Origin of the sequence: Novosphingobium gossypii, from assembly GCF_050433305.1 — a bacterium.
Lineage (GTDB): Bacteria > Pseudomonadota > Alphaproteobacteria > Sphingomonadales > Sphingomonadaceae > Novosphingobium > Novosphingobium gossypii.
The window spans coordinates 69,152-84,460 of sequence record NZ_JBNPXM010000009.1; the positions used below are offsets into that span (position 1 = coordinate 69,152).

The window sequence follows — 15,309 nt, forward strand, 5'->3', positions numbered from 1 at the left end:
CATGCAGGACATCGTCGGCATCACCAACGAAGCGCTATGGCTGGTACTGCTGCTATCCGCCCCGCCGATCGTCGCCGCGTCCGCGACCGGGCTGGTGGTGGCGATCCTGCAGGCTGCGACGCAGCTTCAGGAGCAGACGCTGCAGTACACGCTGAAGTTCTTCGCGATCGTGCTGACGCTGTTCATCACCGCATCGCTCCTCGGCAGCACGCTGTACCAGTTCGCGCATCAGATATTCACCCAGTTCCCCGGCATGGTAAGAAGCTGACGATGGATGCCGACCAAGGCACATGGATGAGCCAGCTGCTGCTCGTCGGCCTATCGTCGGCGCGGTTCGGCTTTGCGTTCGTCCTCGTGCCGATCTTCTCGCACGAGACGATTCCGGCAATGGTGCGCAACAGCGTGATCCTGACGCTGGGCTGGGCCGCCTATTCGATGCAGCCGGCGATTGACCCCGCCGTGATCGGCGCTTTCGGCTGGGCCCGGCTGCTGTTCAAGGAAGCGGCCACCGGCCTTGTCATCGGGTTCTTCTTCGGCACCATCCTGTGGGCGCTGGAGGCGGCGGGCGAAGTGATCGATGCCAAGATCGGCGCCACCATTGGCCAGCTGACGGAGCCGCTCGGCGGCAACTCCACATCGCTTAACGGCGCGCTGCTGGGCAGGCTGGCCAATGTCGTCTTTGCCAGCGGTGGCGGCATCCTGCTGCTGGTCAGCACCATCATGGGCAGCTTCGCGCTCTGGCCGATGACCGCCGACTGGCCGACGCTGGACGCCAGCGAACTGGTCGTCTTCGAGAACGAATTCGGGCGACTGGTGGCACTGCTGACCCTGTTCGCGGCACCGGTGCTGGTGCTGCTCTACGTCATCGATGCCAGCCTGGGGCTGCTGAACCGGTTCGCGCAGCAACTGAACGTCTTCTCGCTTTCGCTGTCGATCAAGAACTGGGCGGCGACGCTGATGCTGGTGATGCTGTTGCCGGTGTTCGCGCAGGCGGTGCTCAGCGAACTGGGCACGCGCGCCGGGCTGGTGGAGCATGTGATAGAGGCCATGGCGCGATGAATGCCGCAACCGATCCGCTGCAGATCGACACCGACGAGGAAGCGCGCCTGCGCGAACTGATGCGGCTGCTGCGCAAGGCGGACGAACAGACCGGCGCCGAGCATACGCTGGGAGAGTTCCGCATCCCCGCTGCCCGCATCCCGCAGCGCCACGCCGAGACGATGGCGGCGCTGACCAAGACGGAGATCGCCGTCCTGCGGTTTCTAGGCTGGGGGCGCGCCAACGGCGACATCGCCACCCTGCTGGCGATCAGCGAGAACACGGTGCGCGTCCACCTCAACAACATGTGCAACAAGCTGGAACTGGACGGCGTGCGGCAGCTCAACGCCTTTGCAGGCCTGCTGTTCTACCCCGTGACCTAAGCGATCCGACTAGGCGGCTAATCGGATCGGATAGAGCAGCGGCCGCCGGGATCATCGATAACACTTCTTGTCGACGGTGTTCGGTTCCGAACCGGATCGGCTCCCGCCCATCGCCAGGCGATCGGCAGCACAACAGTTTCATAACGGAGAAACAGCCATGTTCGGTATCGACCTCAACCCTGTCAGCCTCCTCGCCACCGCCGCGCTCGGCCCGATGGGCGGCATCGCTTCGCAGATCATCTCGCAGCTCGCGTCGTCGATCGGCCAGCAGATTATCCAGCAGCTCGGCACCCAGCTAGGTCTGCCGCAGTCGACCATCGACCTTGCGCAGGGTGCGTTCGCCGGCTCGGTCGGTGATTATCAGGGCGCGCAGCACAACCTGCAGGAAGCGGTCGAGCAGTTCGGTGCGCAGTTCGGCGCCAGCCCGCTGGACATCGGCCAGGCGCAGGGCGACCTCGACAGCGTCATCAACGACTTCGTGTCGGGCCTCAGCGAAAGCCCCGAAGCCAAGGAAGCACGTGCGGGCGGTGCCGGCGGCGCTGGCGGCTGGCTGATGGCGATCGCCGAAAGCCTGGGCAAGAAGCTCGACGCGATGGCCGAGGAACTCAACGGCATGGCCGACCAGCTGAGCGACGACAGCCCGAGCCTCACCGCCAAGTTCGGTGCCAAGTCGCAGGAATTCGGCATGATGTTCAACGCCACCAGCACCGCGATCAAGGCGATCGGCGAAGCGATGGCAGGCATGGCGCGCAAGCAGTAAGCTGCGCCTCTCGCACAAGGACGGACCCGGGGGACATGCTCCCCCGGGTCTTTCCCGTTTTGGGTCGGTATTCGGCGACAGTCTCCGGCCTGCCCCAAAAACGGCACGGTGCGTGGATGAATCGGTGGGACGTCGCAAGACATTCAAATAGATATCGAACGTTCACGGAAGACGCGGCACCTTGCCGGGACAGAACTTCCATCGACCTCGCACAGGTGGTGCGAGACCCGTTACAGGAGCAAAGCCATGCGCAGTCTCTTCGTGGTCGGACTATTCGCCATCGCGCAATTGCCTCTTTCAATGCAGGGCTCGGCGCAGGCGCAGACTTACGGCGCATTCGACATGGGAATGCTGACCAATACGCTGGCGCAGGACCACGTCACCCGCTCGCAGCGATCGCGCGTGCGCGCGCCGCAGGCCAGCCCTGCGGCAGGCGTGTCGGGAATGCGGCAGCTTTCGCAGGCGCTCTCGCTGCAGGCCCGCGCGCCCAGCCACACCGCGCCCGATGTCGATTCCCGCTACACCGCAACGCAGGCCGTGCGCGAAAAGCTGGCCGGGATCATGAGCGATGCAGCGGCGAAGCAGGGTGCGGCGGAAGCGGCCGAGATGCGCAAGCTGGTCCTGTCGAAGGCCGCGCTCAACCAGTATGTCCGTGTCGCGCCTTCGCTGGGATACCGGGCCGACGATGCAGTGGACGCGCTGGCGTTCTACATGCTGGCGCAGTGGGGCGTCGCGAACGACCATCGCGCCGACGTCACCCGCGTCCAGGCGGCGGCGGTGCGACGGCAGGCGGCCAACGCCTATGCCGAAGTGACGGGCCAGCTCGGCACCGATGCCCTGCGGCAGGAATTCGCCGAGATGCTGGTCATCCAGGGGGCGATCATGGCCGGCACGCATGAAGCCGCCGTGCGCAGCGGCGATACGCAGGCGCTGCGCCGCTATGCCGATCTGGCCCGGCAGGGCGGAAAGATCCTCTTCACGATGGACCCCACCACCATCCAACTGACCGACGACGGATTTCGGCAGCAGGGATGACCTCGCAGCCCGGTCCTGACGGGCTTGTCCGGCAAGGAACTTCGAAAAGGTGTGCTGATGATGAAGAAGACGTTGGGGATCGCCGCTGCGGTCCTGCTCGGCTCCACCGCCGCCCCGCTTATGCCCGTGGCGCGGGCGCAGGGCGCCTTCGACATGGGGGCGCTGACCAATACGCTGTCGCAGGATGCGGCACGACGTCAGGCACAGAAGCGGGCGCGGTCCGGTCGCGGACCGGCGGTATCGTCGCAGAGCGCTCGGGCCCGTGCATCGTGCGCCAATGCCCGCCGAGCGGCGGACAATGGCCGCGACGGCGTTCAGCTGCGCCAGCTGCTCAACTTGTGTTCGCGCGCGGGCTACTGACCTGCACGCGGCGTCGATCTCCGGCCTGACCGGAATCAGGCCTCCACCTTCCTAGTCGATCCGATTACCTGACTAGTCGGATCGCGGAAGGATCAGCCGGGCCGAATATGGTTCTATGCTCCCGACAAGGACGCAATGGACCCGACCCGCATGACCCTCAACCCCCTCTCCTCCACATCGAGCGCGCTGTCGTCGCTGTCGGGCGTATCGCCCACGGCCGGCGCGGTGGCGGCGGCGGGTGCGCGTTCGCTGGCGCTTGGCGTCGCGAGCGAGGTGGGCTCTCAACTGCTCGCCCCCCTGTCCGGACAGGGCGCCCCGCAGCCCAGACCTTACGAGGTGGCGGCGCTGGCCGAGGTGCTCGGCCGGTCGCTGGACGCGACGCCGATGGACGTCATGGACATCGAGCGCGCGCTGCTGGGCCTTGCCGGAGCCGTCGCCGCCGATCTGGTGGCGCTGGCCGACGGGCGGACGCTGGAGCGTCTGGACAATGCCATTGCCGCGATCGAGCCGGCGGATGCACCCGCAACGCCGCTCGCCGTCGCCGAACATATCGACACCATCGCGGCCCATATCGCCGCCGCTTCCTGAACCCGCCAGAAAGGACTCAAGCGATGACCAATATCGTGTCCAACACCAGCCTGACCCTCAATGCCTACCTGAACCCGGGCGCAACGGCGAACCGTGCACTCGAAGGGATCGCCATGCAAATCGGCCGCGGCATCCTGGCGCTGTTCCAGTCGCCGCTGCCGGCAGGCCCGCTGGCGATGCCGGCCCTGCCGACTTTCGTGAACGTGACCGGCGGCACCTGCCAGCAGGGTTCGGGCGCGACGGAAAGCTTCGTTCCCACCCCCGGCGCGGAATGGACCGCGCAGATGAAGGGCGGCGACAAGGCGTCCATCGACCTTGGCGACGGCTACACCCTCGACATCGACGAGAACGCCTCCGAAGTGGTCATCACCAACGCCGAGACCGGCGAAGTCACACGCATCTGGGGCGATCCGCACGTCTCCATCGACGGCCGCCACGAATACGACTTCTGGGGCACCACGACGTTCACGCTGGAGAACGGCACCAAGATCACCATCAACACCGAAGCGGCGGCAGACAATCCGAACGTGTTCTACGCGGAAAAGCTGACCATCACCAAGGGCGACCAGGCGATCGTGGTGGACGGCGTCAGCGAGCTGACGAAGGGCGACCTTTCGCTGTCCATGTCGAACAACGGCGAACTGCTTGACGCGTTCACCCGTGACGGTTTCGTCCTGAACGAGAACGCCACCGGTTCGGGCTGGCGGTCGGAACTGACCGGCGAGGTCGCCACGCAGGCCGATCTCGACCTGACCCGGCCCGGCGCCCTTTATGGCCCCGACAGCACCATGCCCAGCCTTGGCGAGCTGAACCAGGCGCTTTCGAGCTTCCTGTTCTTCGGCGTCGTCGGCGCGATGATCGACGCCAGCGCCAGTGCTTCGACGCGGGCGCAAGTGCAGTTGCTGGCCAGCCTGGCCTGAGCGGCAACGCCCCGGCTCCACTCCTTCAACCGCGAGGTTTTCCGATGAACTCCGTAGCGCAGACCGGCTCGTCCGGTTCGACGTCCACGACTTCGACCAGCCCGGCCAGCGAGGCGGCATCGATCGCCGCTGCGCACGGAGGCATCAACAACCTCGACATGACGGCGCTGGCCAGTGACGTGGCAGGCCGCCAGCAGCAGGATCCGCAAGGGGCGACAAAAGTCGTTGCCGAGCTGGAAGGCATGATGACCCCGGTCCAGCGCGGCGAGTTCGCTGCTGCGCTGGACGGGGCCGGGGCGGCCAACGACAACGCGACCGCACTTGCCACGGCTGCCGGCCAGACGTTCGAGATCGGCCATCCCGATGCACCGGCTGTGGTTGACTGGGGCAGCCAGCCGGATGGCAGCAGCTATCGCACCGCGTGGAACGACACTGCGGCGCGCATCGGATCGAACGATCCGGCGGCGGTTACGGCCGCGCTCGAAACCGAACTGTACGGTGCCCCCTTATCCGCCAGCGCGGCGGCGGGGCAGGGGCCGGACCCGGTGCAGCTGGGTCTGGACCTGACGCAGATGGGCCTCGACATCGCCGGGATCTTCGAGCCGACGCCGTTCGCTGACGGCAGCAACGCGCTGATTTCGCTGGGCCGCTCGATCGGCTCGGCGGTTTCGGGTGAGTGGGGCAGCGCCGGGGGTCACCTGCTGAACGCGGGCATTTCGACCGTGGGCGTGCTTCCCGGCCTTGGCGATCTGGCCAAGGCGGGCAAGATCGGCAAGTGGGCGCAGACCGTGGCCGACAGCGTCAGCGCCATCGCGCACAACCCCGCTTTGCGTGAAAGCCTTGAACCGGGACTGCGCGCCATCGCCGATGCCGTGGACAAGATCCCACAGGGCGCCCTTGACGCGCTGCCTGCGGACGCCCGCGCCTCGATCGAGGGCATGAAGCGGCAGCTGGACGAGTTCTTCGGCGCGGGCAGCTCCACCGGGACCCGTGCGGCGGACGACGTGGCCGAACAGGCCGCCGACGTACCGGTCTATCGGGGCACGGTGGGCGGCAAGCCGGTGGAGCTGCCGCATGTCGACAGCGTGAACGTGAACTACGTGAAGCGCGACCGCGCAGAGTACACGCAGCTGCGCAAGGACTTCGACAACGGCACCCGCGCCGATTTCGCCAGAGACCTGGTGTCCACGCCCGAAGGCATCGCGGCTGCGAAGCGCGCCGGGCTGGACGACACCGCGATCGCGCGCCTTCAGGATGGCAAGATCCCGCAGGGCTATCAGGTGCATCACAAACTGCCGCTCGACGATGGCGGCACGAACGACTTCGACAACCTTGTGCTGATCCAGAACAGCCCATACCATACCGCCCTGACCAACGCCCAGCGCGAGCTGGTCGGCGACCTGCCGGTGGGCGGCAGTCGCGAAGTGGATTTCCCTGTACCGCAGGGCAACATCTATCCCGCCCAAAAGTGAGACGGAGCGAGCATGCAGGTCGAAATCGAGCAGGTCGAAACGGATCAGGTTACCCACGGCGAAGCCCGTCAGGGCGCTGCATCCGCAGAGCAGATCGCCGCCACGCGTGCGGAACTGCGCGCCCGGTTCAGCGCCACGCTGCCGGATGATTATGCCACGTTCCTGAGCCGGACCAATGGCTTGGCCTATAACGGCCTGGTCCTTTACGGAACCTCGCAGAATGCGGACAAGCCGGGGCCGGGCGGGTTCTGGCAGGGTCTGGTCGCGGCGAATGCGCAATGGCGCGACGGGCCGGGGCACGAATCCTACATCGTCCTTGGCGAAACCGACATGGACCTGTTCACCGTCGCGCCTGACGGAACCGGCCCGGTCCTGCGCGATAAGGTTTCCAGCGACGTGAACGAACTGTTCGAGACCGTCGCGCAGGGGCTGGAAAGCCTGCTGCAGCGCCGCCTCTGAAAGCATCTATCCGCCTAGTCGAAACGACTAGGCGGATAATCGGATCGCGCAGTGGCATCGGCGTCCCGCCCCGCCATCCTTCCGGTATCGAAGCAGCCAGCAAGCGAGAAGCCCTGATGACCGATCCCGTCCAGAGCGCCACGGCGACGATCCACAACCGCATGGAAAGCGGGTTCCTGAACCCCGTCACCAATTCCGACATCAAGGACGTGGTGCGTGAAATCACTGCGCTTCCGTCTGCGCAGGCGGACGAGGTGGTCGATGCGCTGGCGGCGGACGGGATGCTGGATCGCGTTGCCGCAGAGATCATGGACGGCTCGATCCTGGGCCTCGGCGGCCTGAGCGGGAACGAGCGGCAGGCGTTCTTCGCGGACATGGCAGGCAAGCTCGACGGCGACAGTCTGGGCGCACTGAGCGCAGCCTTCGCGAAGACGGACGAGCGATCGGGCGGCTTCACCCCCGTCACCGAACTTGGCGCTGCCGTTGCCACCCATGCGGGACCGGACGCGAAGCTGGATTACCTCTCCGCGATCACGCCGGGAGTGGAGCAGGGGCACCAGTCGGATTTCGGGTTCGGCTATTCCAGCACCACGTTCGCCGATGCCGAGGCCAGCGCTGCGGGCGAAGTGCTGGGCAGCCTTCAGGGCGCGAATGCGCAGGAAGGTTTCAGCCGCATCGGCAGCCACCTGCCCGATGTTCTCAGCTCTGCCGTGGACGCGCGGATGACCACGGTGACGTCGTACCCCGGCGGTTCCACGTCCATGACCTGGGACGCCAGCCGGTTCGAGGCGATCATGGGCGCGGCGGCCACCACGTCCGACGCCGATCTGAAGGCGCAGGTGTTCGATGCCGGCGTGGATACCATGCGATCGGTGCGCGACACGAACAGCGTGATCGGCGGCCTGACCGTGGTTGGCAAGGACGCGGCGCTTGGCCAGATCGCGGACGGGCTTTCCGCCATCGTCGACAGCGACACCACGGGTGTCATGCGGGAACTGACCTTCAATGCCTCCACCCGCGACGGCAGTGATTTCGCTGCTTATGCCAAGGAGATGCTCAGCCAGAACCGCGAGGGCGGGCTGGGTGAGCAAATGGCGCGGCTGCAGTTGGGCAACGGCATGAACGAAAACCCTGTCGAGCGGCTGGCCCAGACCGAAGTCGTGCCCGACAGCGGCCGGCAGACGCGCCTGCCCAATGCCGGGTCGCTGGGATATTTCGTGGGCGGCGTGGCGGCGGGGGTCAAATCGCTCGACGCCGACGTGGCGCAGCAGCAGGCGATGACCACAGCGGTGCTCAAGTCCGCGCTTACCGTGGTGGACAAGGCGAAAGTCGGCGGCCCCGCGGCCCTGGCGGTCGGCACGGCGGCCAGCGTGGCCAAGGAATGGGTGCAGTTCGGCGTCAGCGCCGCCATCAAGAACCCACACGCCGATGCCGCGACCACGCTTGCTCACGCGGCCATGCCGGTCAATCCGGCGACCGGGGAAACCGGAGTAGGTTCCGGGGTGATGAGCGACTTCGAGGATACGCTGACGTTCACCAGCCAGTTCGCCAAGCCGTGATCCGTGCTGCCGTGACGTCGCTGCTGATGATCGGCGCCCTTGCGGGGTGCGATGAAAACCCGGCCGCCGCTGGTGGGAGCGGCGCGGCAGGGACGATGCCGGAACTGCCGGCGATCCTCGTCACGCATGACGATCCGCCGATCGGCAGCGCGCTCAACCACCGCGTCGTGCGCGCTTCGCGCGAGGTTGCGGTGAGGCTTGAGCCACGCTGGGGTGACGTGCAGCCCCGCATCCTCACCGTGGCGCCGGAAAACCGCGACCGGCTGGGTGCGGAACTGCGCAAGGCCTTGCCCACCGACTGGCAGATCGAACCACTGGACGGTGTCGCACCGAAGGGAACCCGGCTCTACGGCTTCTCGTCGGGAGGCAGGTTCTTCGCCGCGTTGTTGGTGGAACCGGAAGGAGCGCCGGTGACCCCGGTCGTGATCCTGCGCAACCGCAAGCTGCTCGACATGACGAAGGGATAGACGGATGCGGATCGACCAGAATACCGCCCTTGCGTTCAAGGCTCCTGCGGCAGAGCCTGTGCCGATGCCGGGCGCAGCGAACCCCGCGTCCAACCGCCCCGAGCCCCTGCGGCTCGTCGCAGCGAACGATGCGGGGGTGGCGTCCACTTCCTCCGGCGCCGTGGCCACGCAGGGCCTGCTGGCGCAGGACGTCTACAACGACCAAGCGCAACCGCCGGAAGGCTTCCGCGTGGCCGATGCCGATGACCTGTCGGCACTGGGGCTGTCCCCGTCCCTGCTGAGCGAGGGGGAGTTTCGCGCCCGCGTATACGTGACGGGCGAAGGGGCTTCGGCAGAATACACGATCGCCTTTCGCGGATCGCAAAGCGCGTCCGACTGGGTGAACAACGCGCAGCAGGGGCTGGGGCTGGATTCGGCGCATTACCGCTCCGCCCTGGCGATCGGAGAGCGCATTGCCCGATCCGACCTGGCGGGGCAGGTGCGTTTCACCGGGCACTCGCTGGGGGGAGGACTGGCGTCCGCGGCGGCCATCGCTTCGGGGCGACCGGCGGATACCTTCAACGCGGCCGGCCTGCATGAAGACACGATCGCTGACGCCCGCGCGATCCATCAGGCCAGCGCCGTGCCCGGCCAGGCGCAGGTCGACAGTTGGCAGGTGCAGGGCGAGATCCTCTCGCTCATCCAGGACGGAGGCGACCGGGTGCTCAACCCGCTTCTCGACCTGCCCGAAGCTTATGGAGAGCGCCACGTGCTGGATGCGGTGGCGCCGGATGGAACCGGCTTCTTCGGCCGCTTCAATCCGGTTGCCCGCCATGGTATGGACTGGGTTCTGAGCAGCCTTCCTGGGTGACGCCATGAAGGCAGGGCCGCTGCGGGGTGCCATGATCGTCGCACTGGCGATGCTGGCGGCCTGCGGCCCGTCCTCCAGCGGTCACGAAGGACAAGCGCGCGTCATGCTTCCCGATCCTGCCAAAGTCCGCCAGTCGGTGAACCACGCCGGGTCGGGACGCGCGCTCGTCGATGCGGTGTTCGAAGGCGATGCCGATGCCGTGCGGCGGATGCTGGCGGCCGATCCGGCGCTGGGCGACACGCATGTGCCGCCGGTCCGCTACCCGGATTTCGCGCCGGACGGGCAGTTCGGTGATCTGCTGACGTTCGCCGTGGCGCGCGGCGATGGGGCCATGCTGGACGCCTTGCTCGCAGCCGGCGTCGCTCCCGACGGTGCCATTCCCGGCAAGGCGCTGGACCTTGCCATCGACCTTGACCGGCTGGCACTGGCAGAGCGTTTGCTGAACGCCGGTGCGCGGCCGGAACCGGCGGCTGCGGATGCGGTGGACGTTCCGCTGCTGTCCGCCGCGCGCCGCGGCAATGTAGAGGCCACCCGCCTGTTGCTGCGCCATGGCGCGGATCCGGCCTGGAAGGACAGCAGCGGCACCTCCATCCTCCAGACCGCCGTGGACATGGATTCCATGCGCGTTGCCGAAGCGATGATAGAAGCCGGCGCGGACCCCTGGGCGGCGGACGATCGCGGCACGGTGCCCGCTCGCGGCATCTACGAAGACCTGAAGCTCACCTCGCCCGAGGAGCAACAGGCCCGGCAACGCCTGCTGGCCCGCATCCGTCGGCACGACAAACCCTGGCCGCCGGGTCAGTGATTGCGGGACGCCGCTGTGACCTCCTGAACGGGCTGCGCGAGGTCTGCGCCATGAAGTGAATCCTGCAGGGTCTGGGGATCGACATATCCGTAGAACACGCCCTTCGAGGCAGTGCCGCCCCGATGCTCGACGTCGCCGATCACCTGCGCGGTTCCTGACAGGACGATGCCCTTCTCGTACTCTCCGATGCCAAGCATGGCGGTACGGGCCGAGGCGCGGTCGCGCAGCACGGTGTCGCCTCGCAGGACGGTAAGGCCGCCGACCACCGCGGCATCGCGAACCGACGCCTGGTCCATCACGACGGCATGGTCCTCGATGCGGGCCTTGTCGCCAACCGTGCCGGAGATGACGCGGGCGTAGGGACCGACATAAGCGCCGGGTGCGACCTGTGCCTGGGGACCCACCCAGCCGCCGCCGTTCGGGTGGCGGTGGCCGCCGGGAATGCGCGGAGGGGCATCGGGCTGATGGCCTTCGGGCATTGCGCCCTTGAAAGAGGCGGTCCACGGATAGCGGTAGATCGAATACCACGGCTGGTCCCAGCGGATCTGCTGCATCTGCGACGGGGTGGCCATGACCATCAGGAACAGGCCGGCGTCGTCGGCCCGGACCTCGACCGAGGCGGTCGCGGATGCACCCCGTTGAAGCGGAGCGTAACGGCTGCGGCCATCGGCACCAACGGCGACGAGGCCCCAGCGCCAGTCCGATGCGGGCGACGGGATCGTGGCAGGCTCGTCGGCCAGGCCGGGAAGGGCTGCGGTTGCGCTTGCGTCCTGAACGATGCCCTGGAACGATACGGTCACGCGGCGGGCACCCTTGTCGGGGTACAGCTTGACCATGTTGTAGCCCCAGCGCTGAGGCGCCCACATGTCGGGCACGGCAAAGCGCCGCCTGGCAAGGTCTATCGGATCGAGCAGCGTTGCCGCCAGTATGTCGGGGCCGGTTGACTGATCGTAGCTGCCGTAGTTGCGGCGCAGCACAGCGCCCTGATCGGTGCCGTCCGGGTTGGTGTAATCCCAGTTGGCATTGTGCAGCGCCCAGTCGCCGAAAGTGTCGTTGAGCTGGGACTGGGTCCAGCCCATGTTCGCCTTCAGGACGCTGAACGGATCGGTGGTCAGGTGCGCCGGGTCGTCGGTGCCGGGCGACTTCCGCCAGATGTCGTTGACCGCCTCGAAGCCATGCCGGTCCTTGATGTATTCAAGGAATTGCCAGTTGCAGTACCGCGTCCGCGTGGAGCCGTAGTAGAGGTGCGGATACCGCTTGAGCAGGACGGAGCAGTGCGTGTTGCCACGGAACTCGGGCAACTGGACGGTCATCCAGTTGGCATGGCTCTCGAACAGCCAGCCGGTATAGGGCGAATCCATCAGGTGCCCGGTCGCGGCCTGCAGGGCATGGGTCAGCTCATGCGCCAGTCCGAACCGGTCCCGCAACGCGCCGGGACCAATCCACATGCCCGGATGTCCCAGCGAGTCCGCGCCTCCGGTCAGGCCGTAATCGACGCCGATATAGGCATTGACCTTCAGCTTCTCGCTCGATCCGCAATGCGGCTCGGGAAAGTGCAGGGTGCGGGTGAAGTAGTCCCACGCGTATTCAAGATGCTTCGCCGCCCCTTGTGCGTCGGCGTCGGCTACCGTGCCCGGCTTCCAGTACAGCGCGAAGTGCGCGCTCTGCATTTGCAGCGGCAGCGCGGAATTGGCGGTGTCGGACGGGTCGGTTGCAGCGACCTTCCATGCGCCGGCCGCGCAGGCCGGCACATGGGACGCTTCTGGAACCGGCCCGGCGCTCACCGTGCCGGGAAGGACGGCCAGTGCCAGCACCGATGCCTGAAGCAGCGCTTTCATGTCAGCGCGGAGCCAGCGTTACGGTGGTGGCCGCATCGCCCAGCGGGATCGCATAGCCGCCGCGATCGGCGGTGCCGGTGGACGTGGCATAGGTGCGCCCCTTTGCGGTCGTTGTCTCGAGTAGCAGGCGCGCAGCGGGTGCGGTGGCGCTTGCAGGGTCGAGCGCGAGCACGACCTTGCCCGACTTCGTGTCGTACGTCGCGCTCTGGATGCGCCCGGCCTCCAGCGTGATCCACAGGCCGGCGGGCGCCACGAACAGGCGGCGACGGGCGCCGTCCTTCGGCGTCAGGTGCACCTGACCGCTCTCGCTCTCCAGATCGCCGCCGAAGCCCAGCCAGCCCAGCTGCGGGTCGTTGACGATGTAGCTGGCCGACGTGATCGCATGGCCGTAGAAGCCCATTCCGTAGTCGCCGGTGATGACGTCCCACTTCATCATGTCGGGCCAGGAATGGAACGCGGCCGAGCCGAAACCCTCCTGGTCGATGTTGGTGATGCCGCCCATCATGCCGCCGTAGGCGACGCGCAGCAGGTGCAGGTCCGCCGGGTTCTGGCGATAGGCGTCGAACAGCGGGACGGCGTTCAGCGCTGAGCCGTAATGGTGGATCTGCCGCTCGATGCGCGATACCTTGCCGCCGTACAGGAAGTCCCAGTAGCGGCGCGCGTTGCCGTTGTAGCCCCAGCTCGGGATCGTCGGATCGTAGCCCAGGATGACTTCGCGGGTGACGTCGGCCTGCGGCTGATAGCCGAAATACCGCATCCAGGCGTAGACTTCGGGCTGGCCAGTGGAATCCCATGCCATCTCGCTGCCGAACGGGAATTTCAGCGTGCGCCAGTGATCGGCACGGGCCTTCATCAGGCCCTCCATCTCGGTTGCCTCGGCGGTAAGCCCTTCACGCTTGAGGTCTTTCAGGATGTCGACGAAGACGTCTCCCTCCATCTGGCCGAACTGTGCGTAATAGGGCGCATCGCGCATCATCGCCACGCTCGTGCGGTAGGCCCAGTCGAGGTAGAACTTCCAGTCGTGCTGCTTCACCAGCCCGTGATTGTCGCGGGCAAGGCGGTAGAGCACCCAGTGGCCGATCGCTACGTGGGGATAGTTGTAGGACCGGCCAAGGTCGTCGGAGTCCTTCTTCGACCACGCGGTCCAGGACTTCCAGTTGATCTTCGGGTCGTAGTAGTCCGGGAATTCCTTGGGGTCGTAGTAGAAAATGCTCTTCTTGACCGCGCCGGCCTGTGGCCCCTCGGCGACCTGAAGCGTGCCGAGGACGGTCTCGTTGACCAGCCGCTCCAGCTTGGCGACTTCCTCGGCGTTCGGGTTGTCCAGTTGCTTGATCGCGGCCGCGACCCACGATCCGGCGCCGCCCTCGTCGCTCATGCCTGCCACCCAGACGCGGCCATCCTGCGTCAGGATCCGGTTGTCCTCACGATCATAGGACAGGATCGCGGGAGAGCGGTGGAACGGGTCGCCTTTCCCTTCGAACCACTGCTTTGTCGTGGTGAAGTTGCCGATGTCGGCCATCACCTTGTCCAGCGGTTTGGTGATGTAATAGCTGACGGTCTGCTTCTGGCCGTCGGCATAGGTCACCGTCAGCCGCGCCTGTCCCCAGCCGCTGGCCTTGATGCTGTAGCGCGCCCAGTTCTTCCCGGCTCCGTCCTTTCCGGTCTTGTCTGCCGTTGCCGTCAATGCACCGGCGGGCCAGGATTCAATGCCGGTGACTTTGGCCGGAGCCTTGAGGAACAGGCTGGCTGTCTGGTCGGTGGGTACGACGTAGCCCGGAATGCCGACGGCTACGGGGCGCCTGTGGGCAACCAGCGTATCCTCGATCGCGCGCACGCTGGGCGAGGTGACGAAGCGCAGGCCAATGGTGCGGCTTTCGCCCGGCGCAAGGGTGAAGCTGCTGGCCTCGTTCCACTGCGGCCCCGCCTTGGCCCATTCCTTTTCCGCGAAGCCCTTGCTGGCAACGGTCCAGTCGTAGAACCCTTCGGACACCTGCGAACGCGGGCTGCGGTCGGTGAAAATGTCGCCCTTGGGCGCGGCGCGCGCCTCCAGCACGGGGCGATAGGCCTCCAGCGGGGTGCCCTTTTCCGGCAGCACCAGCAGCGCCGGACCCTGCCCGTTGAGGCGGGTCACCTGCAGGTAGCCCGCGTCGCGCCCGATGTAGGGATCGACGAAGCTGGCCTGCGCATGGGCCTGGTCCAGATCGCGGTCGAGGATGATGTTGTCGAACACCATCGGCAGGCCAAGGCCGCCGATCTCCACCGGAGCCTGGCTGGTGTTCACCAGCGTGAAGCGCATCGCCAGCACGCCGCCATCGTTCACCCAGCGTCGTTCGATCCGCAGCGGCATTCCCGCGCCCATCGATGCGGTGATGTCCGCCGCGGCAAGGACGCCCGCGCCGCCTGCCAGGGCGGTAATCTGCTTGCGCGCATGGGCGGAGGAGTAGTCCTGCCAGTCCGATCCGGCGGTTTTCAGGCGGACATGGATGTCACCGATGTGGACGTAGCCGTCACCCGCCCTCTCCGCCTCGCGCCCGGCGGGAACGAAATCGAACGCCGCCTCGCCGGTGGGGGACAAGTGCGCAAGCGTCTGCGTATCCGCGCGCAGGGCAAGGTCGAAGGCAGGCGTCTGCAGCGCATTCGTCCGGATCGGCGGGAAGACCGGCTTCGGCTTCTGCTCGCCTTCCTCTGCATGGGCGGCGAAAGCGGGCAGCATCGCGGGAACGGCAGCCAGCATCAGTGCCACGTAGGGCAGGGGCTTCAGGAGATGCTTCATGT

The 15,309-nt window shown here is 66.8% G+C and carries 16 protein-coding genes; 14 read left to right on the forward strand and 2 right to left on the reverse strand.

The window, feature by feature from the left end:
* Position 1 precedes the first annotated feature (1 nt).
* The 14 genes from sctS to GGR40_RS16270 all read left to right on the forward strand — a co-directional run bounded on the left by sctS (position 2) and on the right by GGR40_RS16270 (position 10,696).
* The gene (sctS, locus tag GGR40_RS16205; RefSeq protein ID WP_429277288.1) at positions 2–268 is read left to right on the forward strand and encodes a type III secretion system export apparatus subunit SctS; all 267 of its coding nucleotides are present in this window, start codon (positions 2–4) and stop codon (positions 266–268) included.
* A gap of 26 nt (positions 269–294) precedes the next feature.
* Positions 295–1,059: a type III secretion system export apparatus subunit SctT gene (gene sctT / locus GGR40_RS16210; RefSeq protein ID WP_429277289.1), complete on the forward strand. Its 765-nt coding sequence runs from the start codon at positions 295–297 to the stop codon at positions 1,057–1,059.
* A complete protein-coding gene (locus tag GGR40_RS16215) occupies positions 1,056–1,421 on the forward strand; it encodes a helix-turn-helix domain-containing protein (protein WP_429277290.1) in 366 nt (121 codons plus the stop codon). Before sctT ends, GGR40_RS16215 begins: the two co-directional genes overlap by 4 nt.
* A gap of 157 nt (positions 1,422–1,578) precedes the next feature.
* Complete coding sequence (locus GGR40_RS16220) at positions 1,579–2,181, forward strand: hypothetical protein (RefSeq protein WP_429277291.1); 603 nt, start codon at positions 1,579–1,581, stop codon at positions 2,179–2,181.
* A 246-nt stretch (positions 2,182–2,427) separates the two neighbouring features.
* Entirely contained in the window at positions 2,428–3,216 is a 789-nt protein-coding gene (locus GGR40_RS16225) for a DUF6683 family protein (RefSeq protein WP_429277292.1), read from the forward strand.
* 57 nt (positions 3,217–3,273) lie between these two features.
* Positions 3,274–3,576, forward strand: coding sequence for a hypothetical protein (locus GGR40_RS16230; protein ID WP_429277293.1), 303 nt, complete (start codon positions 3,274–3,276; stop codon positions 3,574–3,576).
* A gap of 150 nt (positions 3,577–3,726) precedes the next feature.
* Positions 3,727–4,164 (forward strand): hypothetical protein, encoded by a 438-nt coding sequence (locus GGR40_RS16235; protein WP_429277294.1) that lies wholly within the window; start codon positions 3,727–3,729, stop codon positions 4,162–4,164.
* Between the two features lie 23 nt (positions 4,165–4,187).
* Positions 4,188–5,084, forward strand: a complete 897-nt coding sequence (locus tag GGR40_RS16240; protein WP_429277295.1) for a DUF1521 domain-containing protein — start codon at positions 4,188–4,190, stop codon at positions 5,082–5,084.
* A gap of 44 nt (positions 5,085–5,128) precedes the next feature.
* The gene (locus GGR40_RS16245; RefSeq protein WP_429277296.1) at positions 5,129–6,556 is read left to right on the forward strand and encodes a hypothetical protein; all 1,428 of its coding nucleotides are present in this window, start codon (positions 5,129–5,131) and stop codon (positions 6,554–6,556) included.
* Between the two features lie 12 nt (positions 6,557–6,568).
* Positions 6,569–7,015 carry a YrhA family protein gene (locus GGR40_RS16250; RefSeq protein ID WP_429277297.1) on the forward strand — a complete coding sequence of 149 codons (447 nt, stop codon included), beginning with the start codon at positions 6,569–6,571 and terminating at the stop codon, positions 7,013–7,015.
* 116 nt (positions 7,016–7,131) lie between these two features.
* Positions 7,132–8,574 (forward strand): hypothetical protein, encoded by a 1,443-nt coding sequence (locus GGR40_RS16255; protein ID WP_429277298.1) that lies wholly within the window; start codon positions 7,132–7,134, stop codon positions 8,572–8,574.
* Complete coding sequence (locus tag GGR40_RS16260) at positions 8,571–9,041, forward strand: hypothetical protein (protein WP_429277299.1); 471 nt, start codon at positions 8,571–8,573, stop codon at positions 9,039–9,041. The genes GGR40_RS16255 and GGR40_RS16260 overlap by 4 nt, the downstream gene beginning before the upstream one ends.
* 4 nt (positions 9,042–9,045) lie before the next feature.
* Entirely contained in the window at positions 9,046–9,891 is an 846-nt protein-coding gene (locus tag GGR40_RS16265) for a hypothetical protein (RefSeq protein ID WP_429277300.1), read from the forward strand.
* 4 nt (positions 9,892–9,895) lie between these two features.
* Complete coding sequence (locus tag GGR40_RS16270) at positions 9,896–10,696, forward strand: ankyrin repeat domain-containing protein (RefSeq protein WP_429277301.1); 801 nt, start codon at positions 9,896–9,898, stop codon at positions 10,694–10,696.
* Here the strand turns inward: GGR40_RS16270 and GGR40_RS16275 are convergent.
* A complete protein-coding gene (locus GGR40_RS16275; protein ID WP_429277302.1) occupies positions 10,690–12,534 on the reverse strand; it encodes an Svx/AvrXca family virulence/avirulence protein in 1,845 nt (614 codons plus the stop codon). The genes GGR40_RS16270 and GGR40_RS16275 overlap by 7 nt on opposite strands.
* Before the next feature lies 1 nt (position 12,535).
* Positions 12,536–15,307, reverse strand: coding sequence for a DUF5695 domain-containing protein (locus GGR40_RS16280; protein WP_429277303.1), 2,772 nt, complete (start codon positions 15,305–15,307; stop codon positions 12,536–12,538).
* Positions 15,308–15,309: the final 2 nt, after the last annotated feature.

What these genes read in the sequence shown, in the direction of transcription:
- sctS (WP_429277288.1), top strand. Translation starts at nt 2, where the DNA reads ATGCAGGACATCGTCGGCATCACCAACGAAGCGCTATGGCTGGTACTG.
- sctT (WP_429277289.1), top strand. Translation starts at nt 295, where the DNA reads ATGAGCCAGCTGCTGCTCGTCGGCCTATCGTCGGCGCGGTTCGGCTTT.
- GGR40_RS16215 (WP_429277290.1), top strand. Translation starts at nt 1,056, where the DNA reads ATGAATGCCGCAACCGATCCGCTGCAGATCGACACCGACGAGGAAGCG.
- GGR40_RS16220 (WP_429277291.1), top strand. Translation starts at nt 1,579, where the DNA reads ATGTTCGGTATCGACCTCAACCCTGTCAGCCTCCTCGCCACCGCCGCG.
- GGR40_RS16225 (WP_429277292.1), top strand. Translation starts at nt 2,428, where the DNA reads ATGCGCAGTCTCTTCGTGGTCGGACTATTCGCCATCGCGCAATTGCCT.
- GGR40_RS16230 (WP_429277293.1), top strand. Translation starts at nt 3,274, where the DNA reads ATGATGAAGAAGACGTTGGGGATCGCCGCTGCGGTCCTGCTCGGCTCC.
- GGR40_RS16235 (WP_429277294.1), top strand. Translation starts at nt 3,727, where the DNA reads ATGACCCTCAACCCCCTCTCCTCCACATCGAGCGCGCTGTCGTCGCTG.
- GGR40_RS16240 (WP_429277295.1), top strand. Translation starts at nt 4,188, where the DNA reads ATGACCAATATCGTGTCCAACACCAGCCTGACCCTCAATGCCTACCTG.
- GGR40_RS16245 (WP_429277296.1), top strand. Translation starts at nt 5,129, where the DNA reads ATGAACTCCGTAGCGCAGACCGGCTCGTCCGGTTCGACGTCCACGACT.
- GGR40_RS16250 (WP_429277297.1), top strand. Translation starts at nt 6,569, where the DNA reads ATGCAGGTCGAAATCGAGCAGGTCGAAACGGATCAGGTTACCCACGGC.
- GGR40_RS16255 (WP_429277298.1), top strand. Translation starts at nt 7,132, where the DNA reads ATGACCGATCCCGTCCAGAGCGCCACGGCGACGATCCACAACCGCATG.
- GGR40_RS16265 (WP_429277300.1), top strand. Translation starts at nt 9,046, where the DNA reads ATGCGGATCGACCAGAATACCGCCCTTGCGTTCAAGGCTCCTGCGGCA.
- GGR40_RS16270 (WP_429277301.1), top strand. Translation starts at nt 9,896, where the DNA reads ATGAAGGCAGGGCCGCTGCGGGGTGCCATGATCGTCGCACTGGCGATG.
- GGR40_RS16275 (WP_429277302.1), bottom strand. Translation starts at nt 12,534, where the DNA reads ATGAAAGCGCTGCTTCAGGCATCGGTGCTGGCACTGGCCGTCCTTCCC.
- GGR40_RS16280 (WP_429277303.1), bottom strand. Translation starts at nt 15,307, where the DNA reads ATGAAGCATCTCCTGAAGCCCCTGCCCTACGTGGCACTGATGCTGGCT.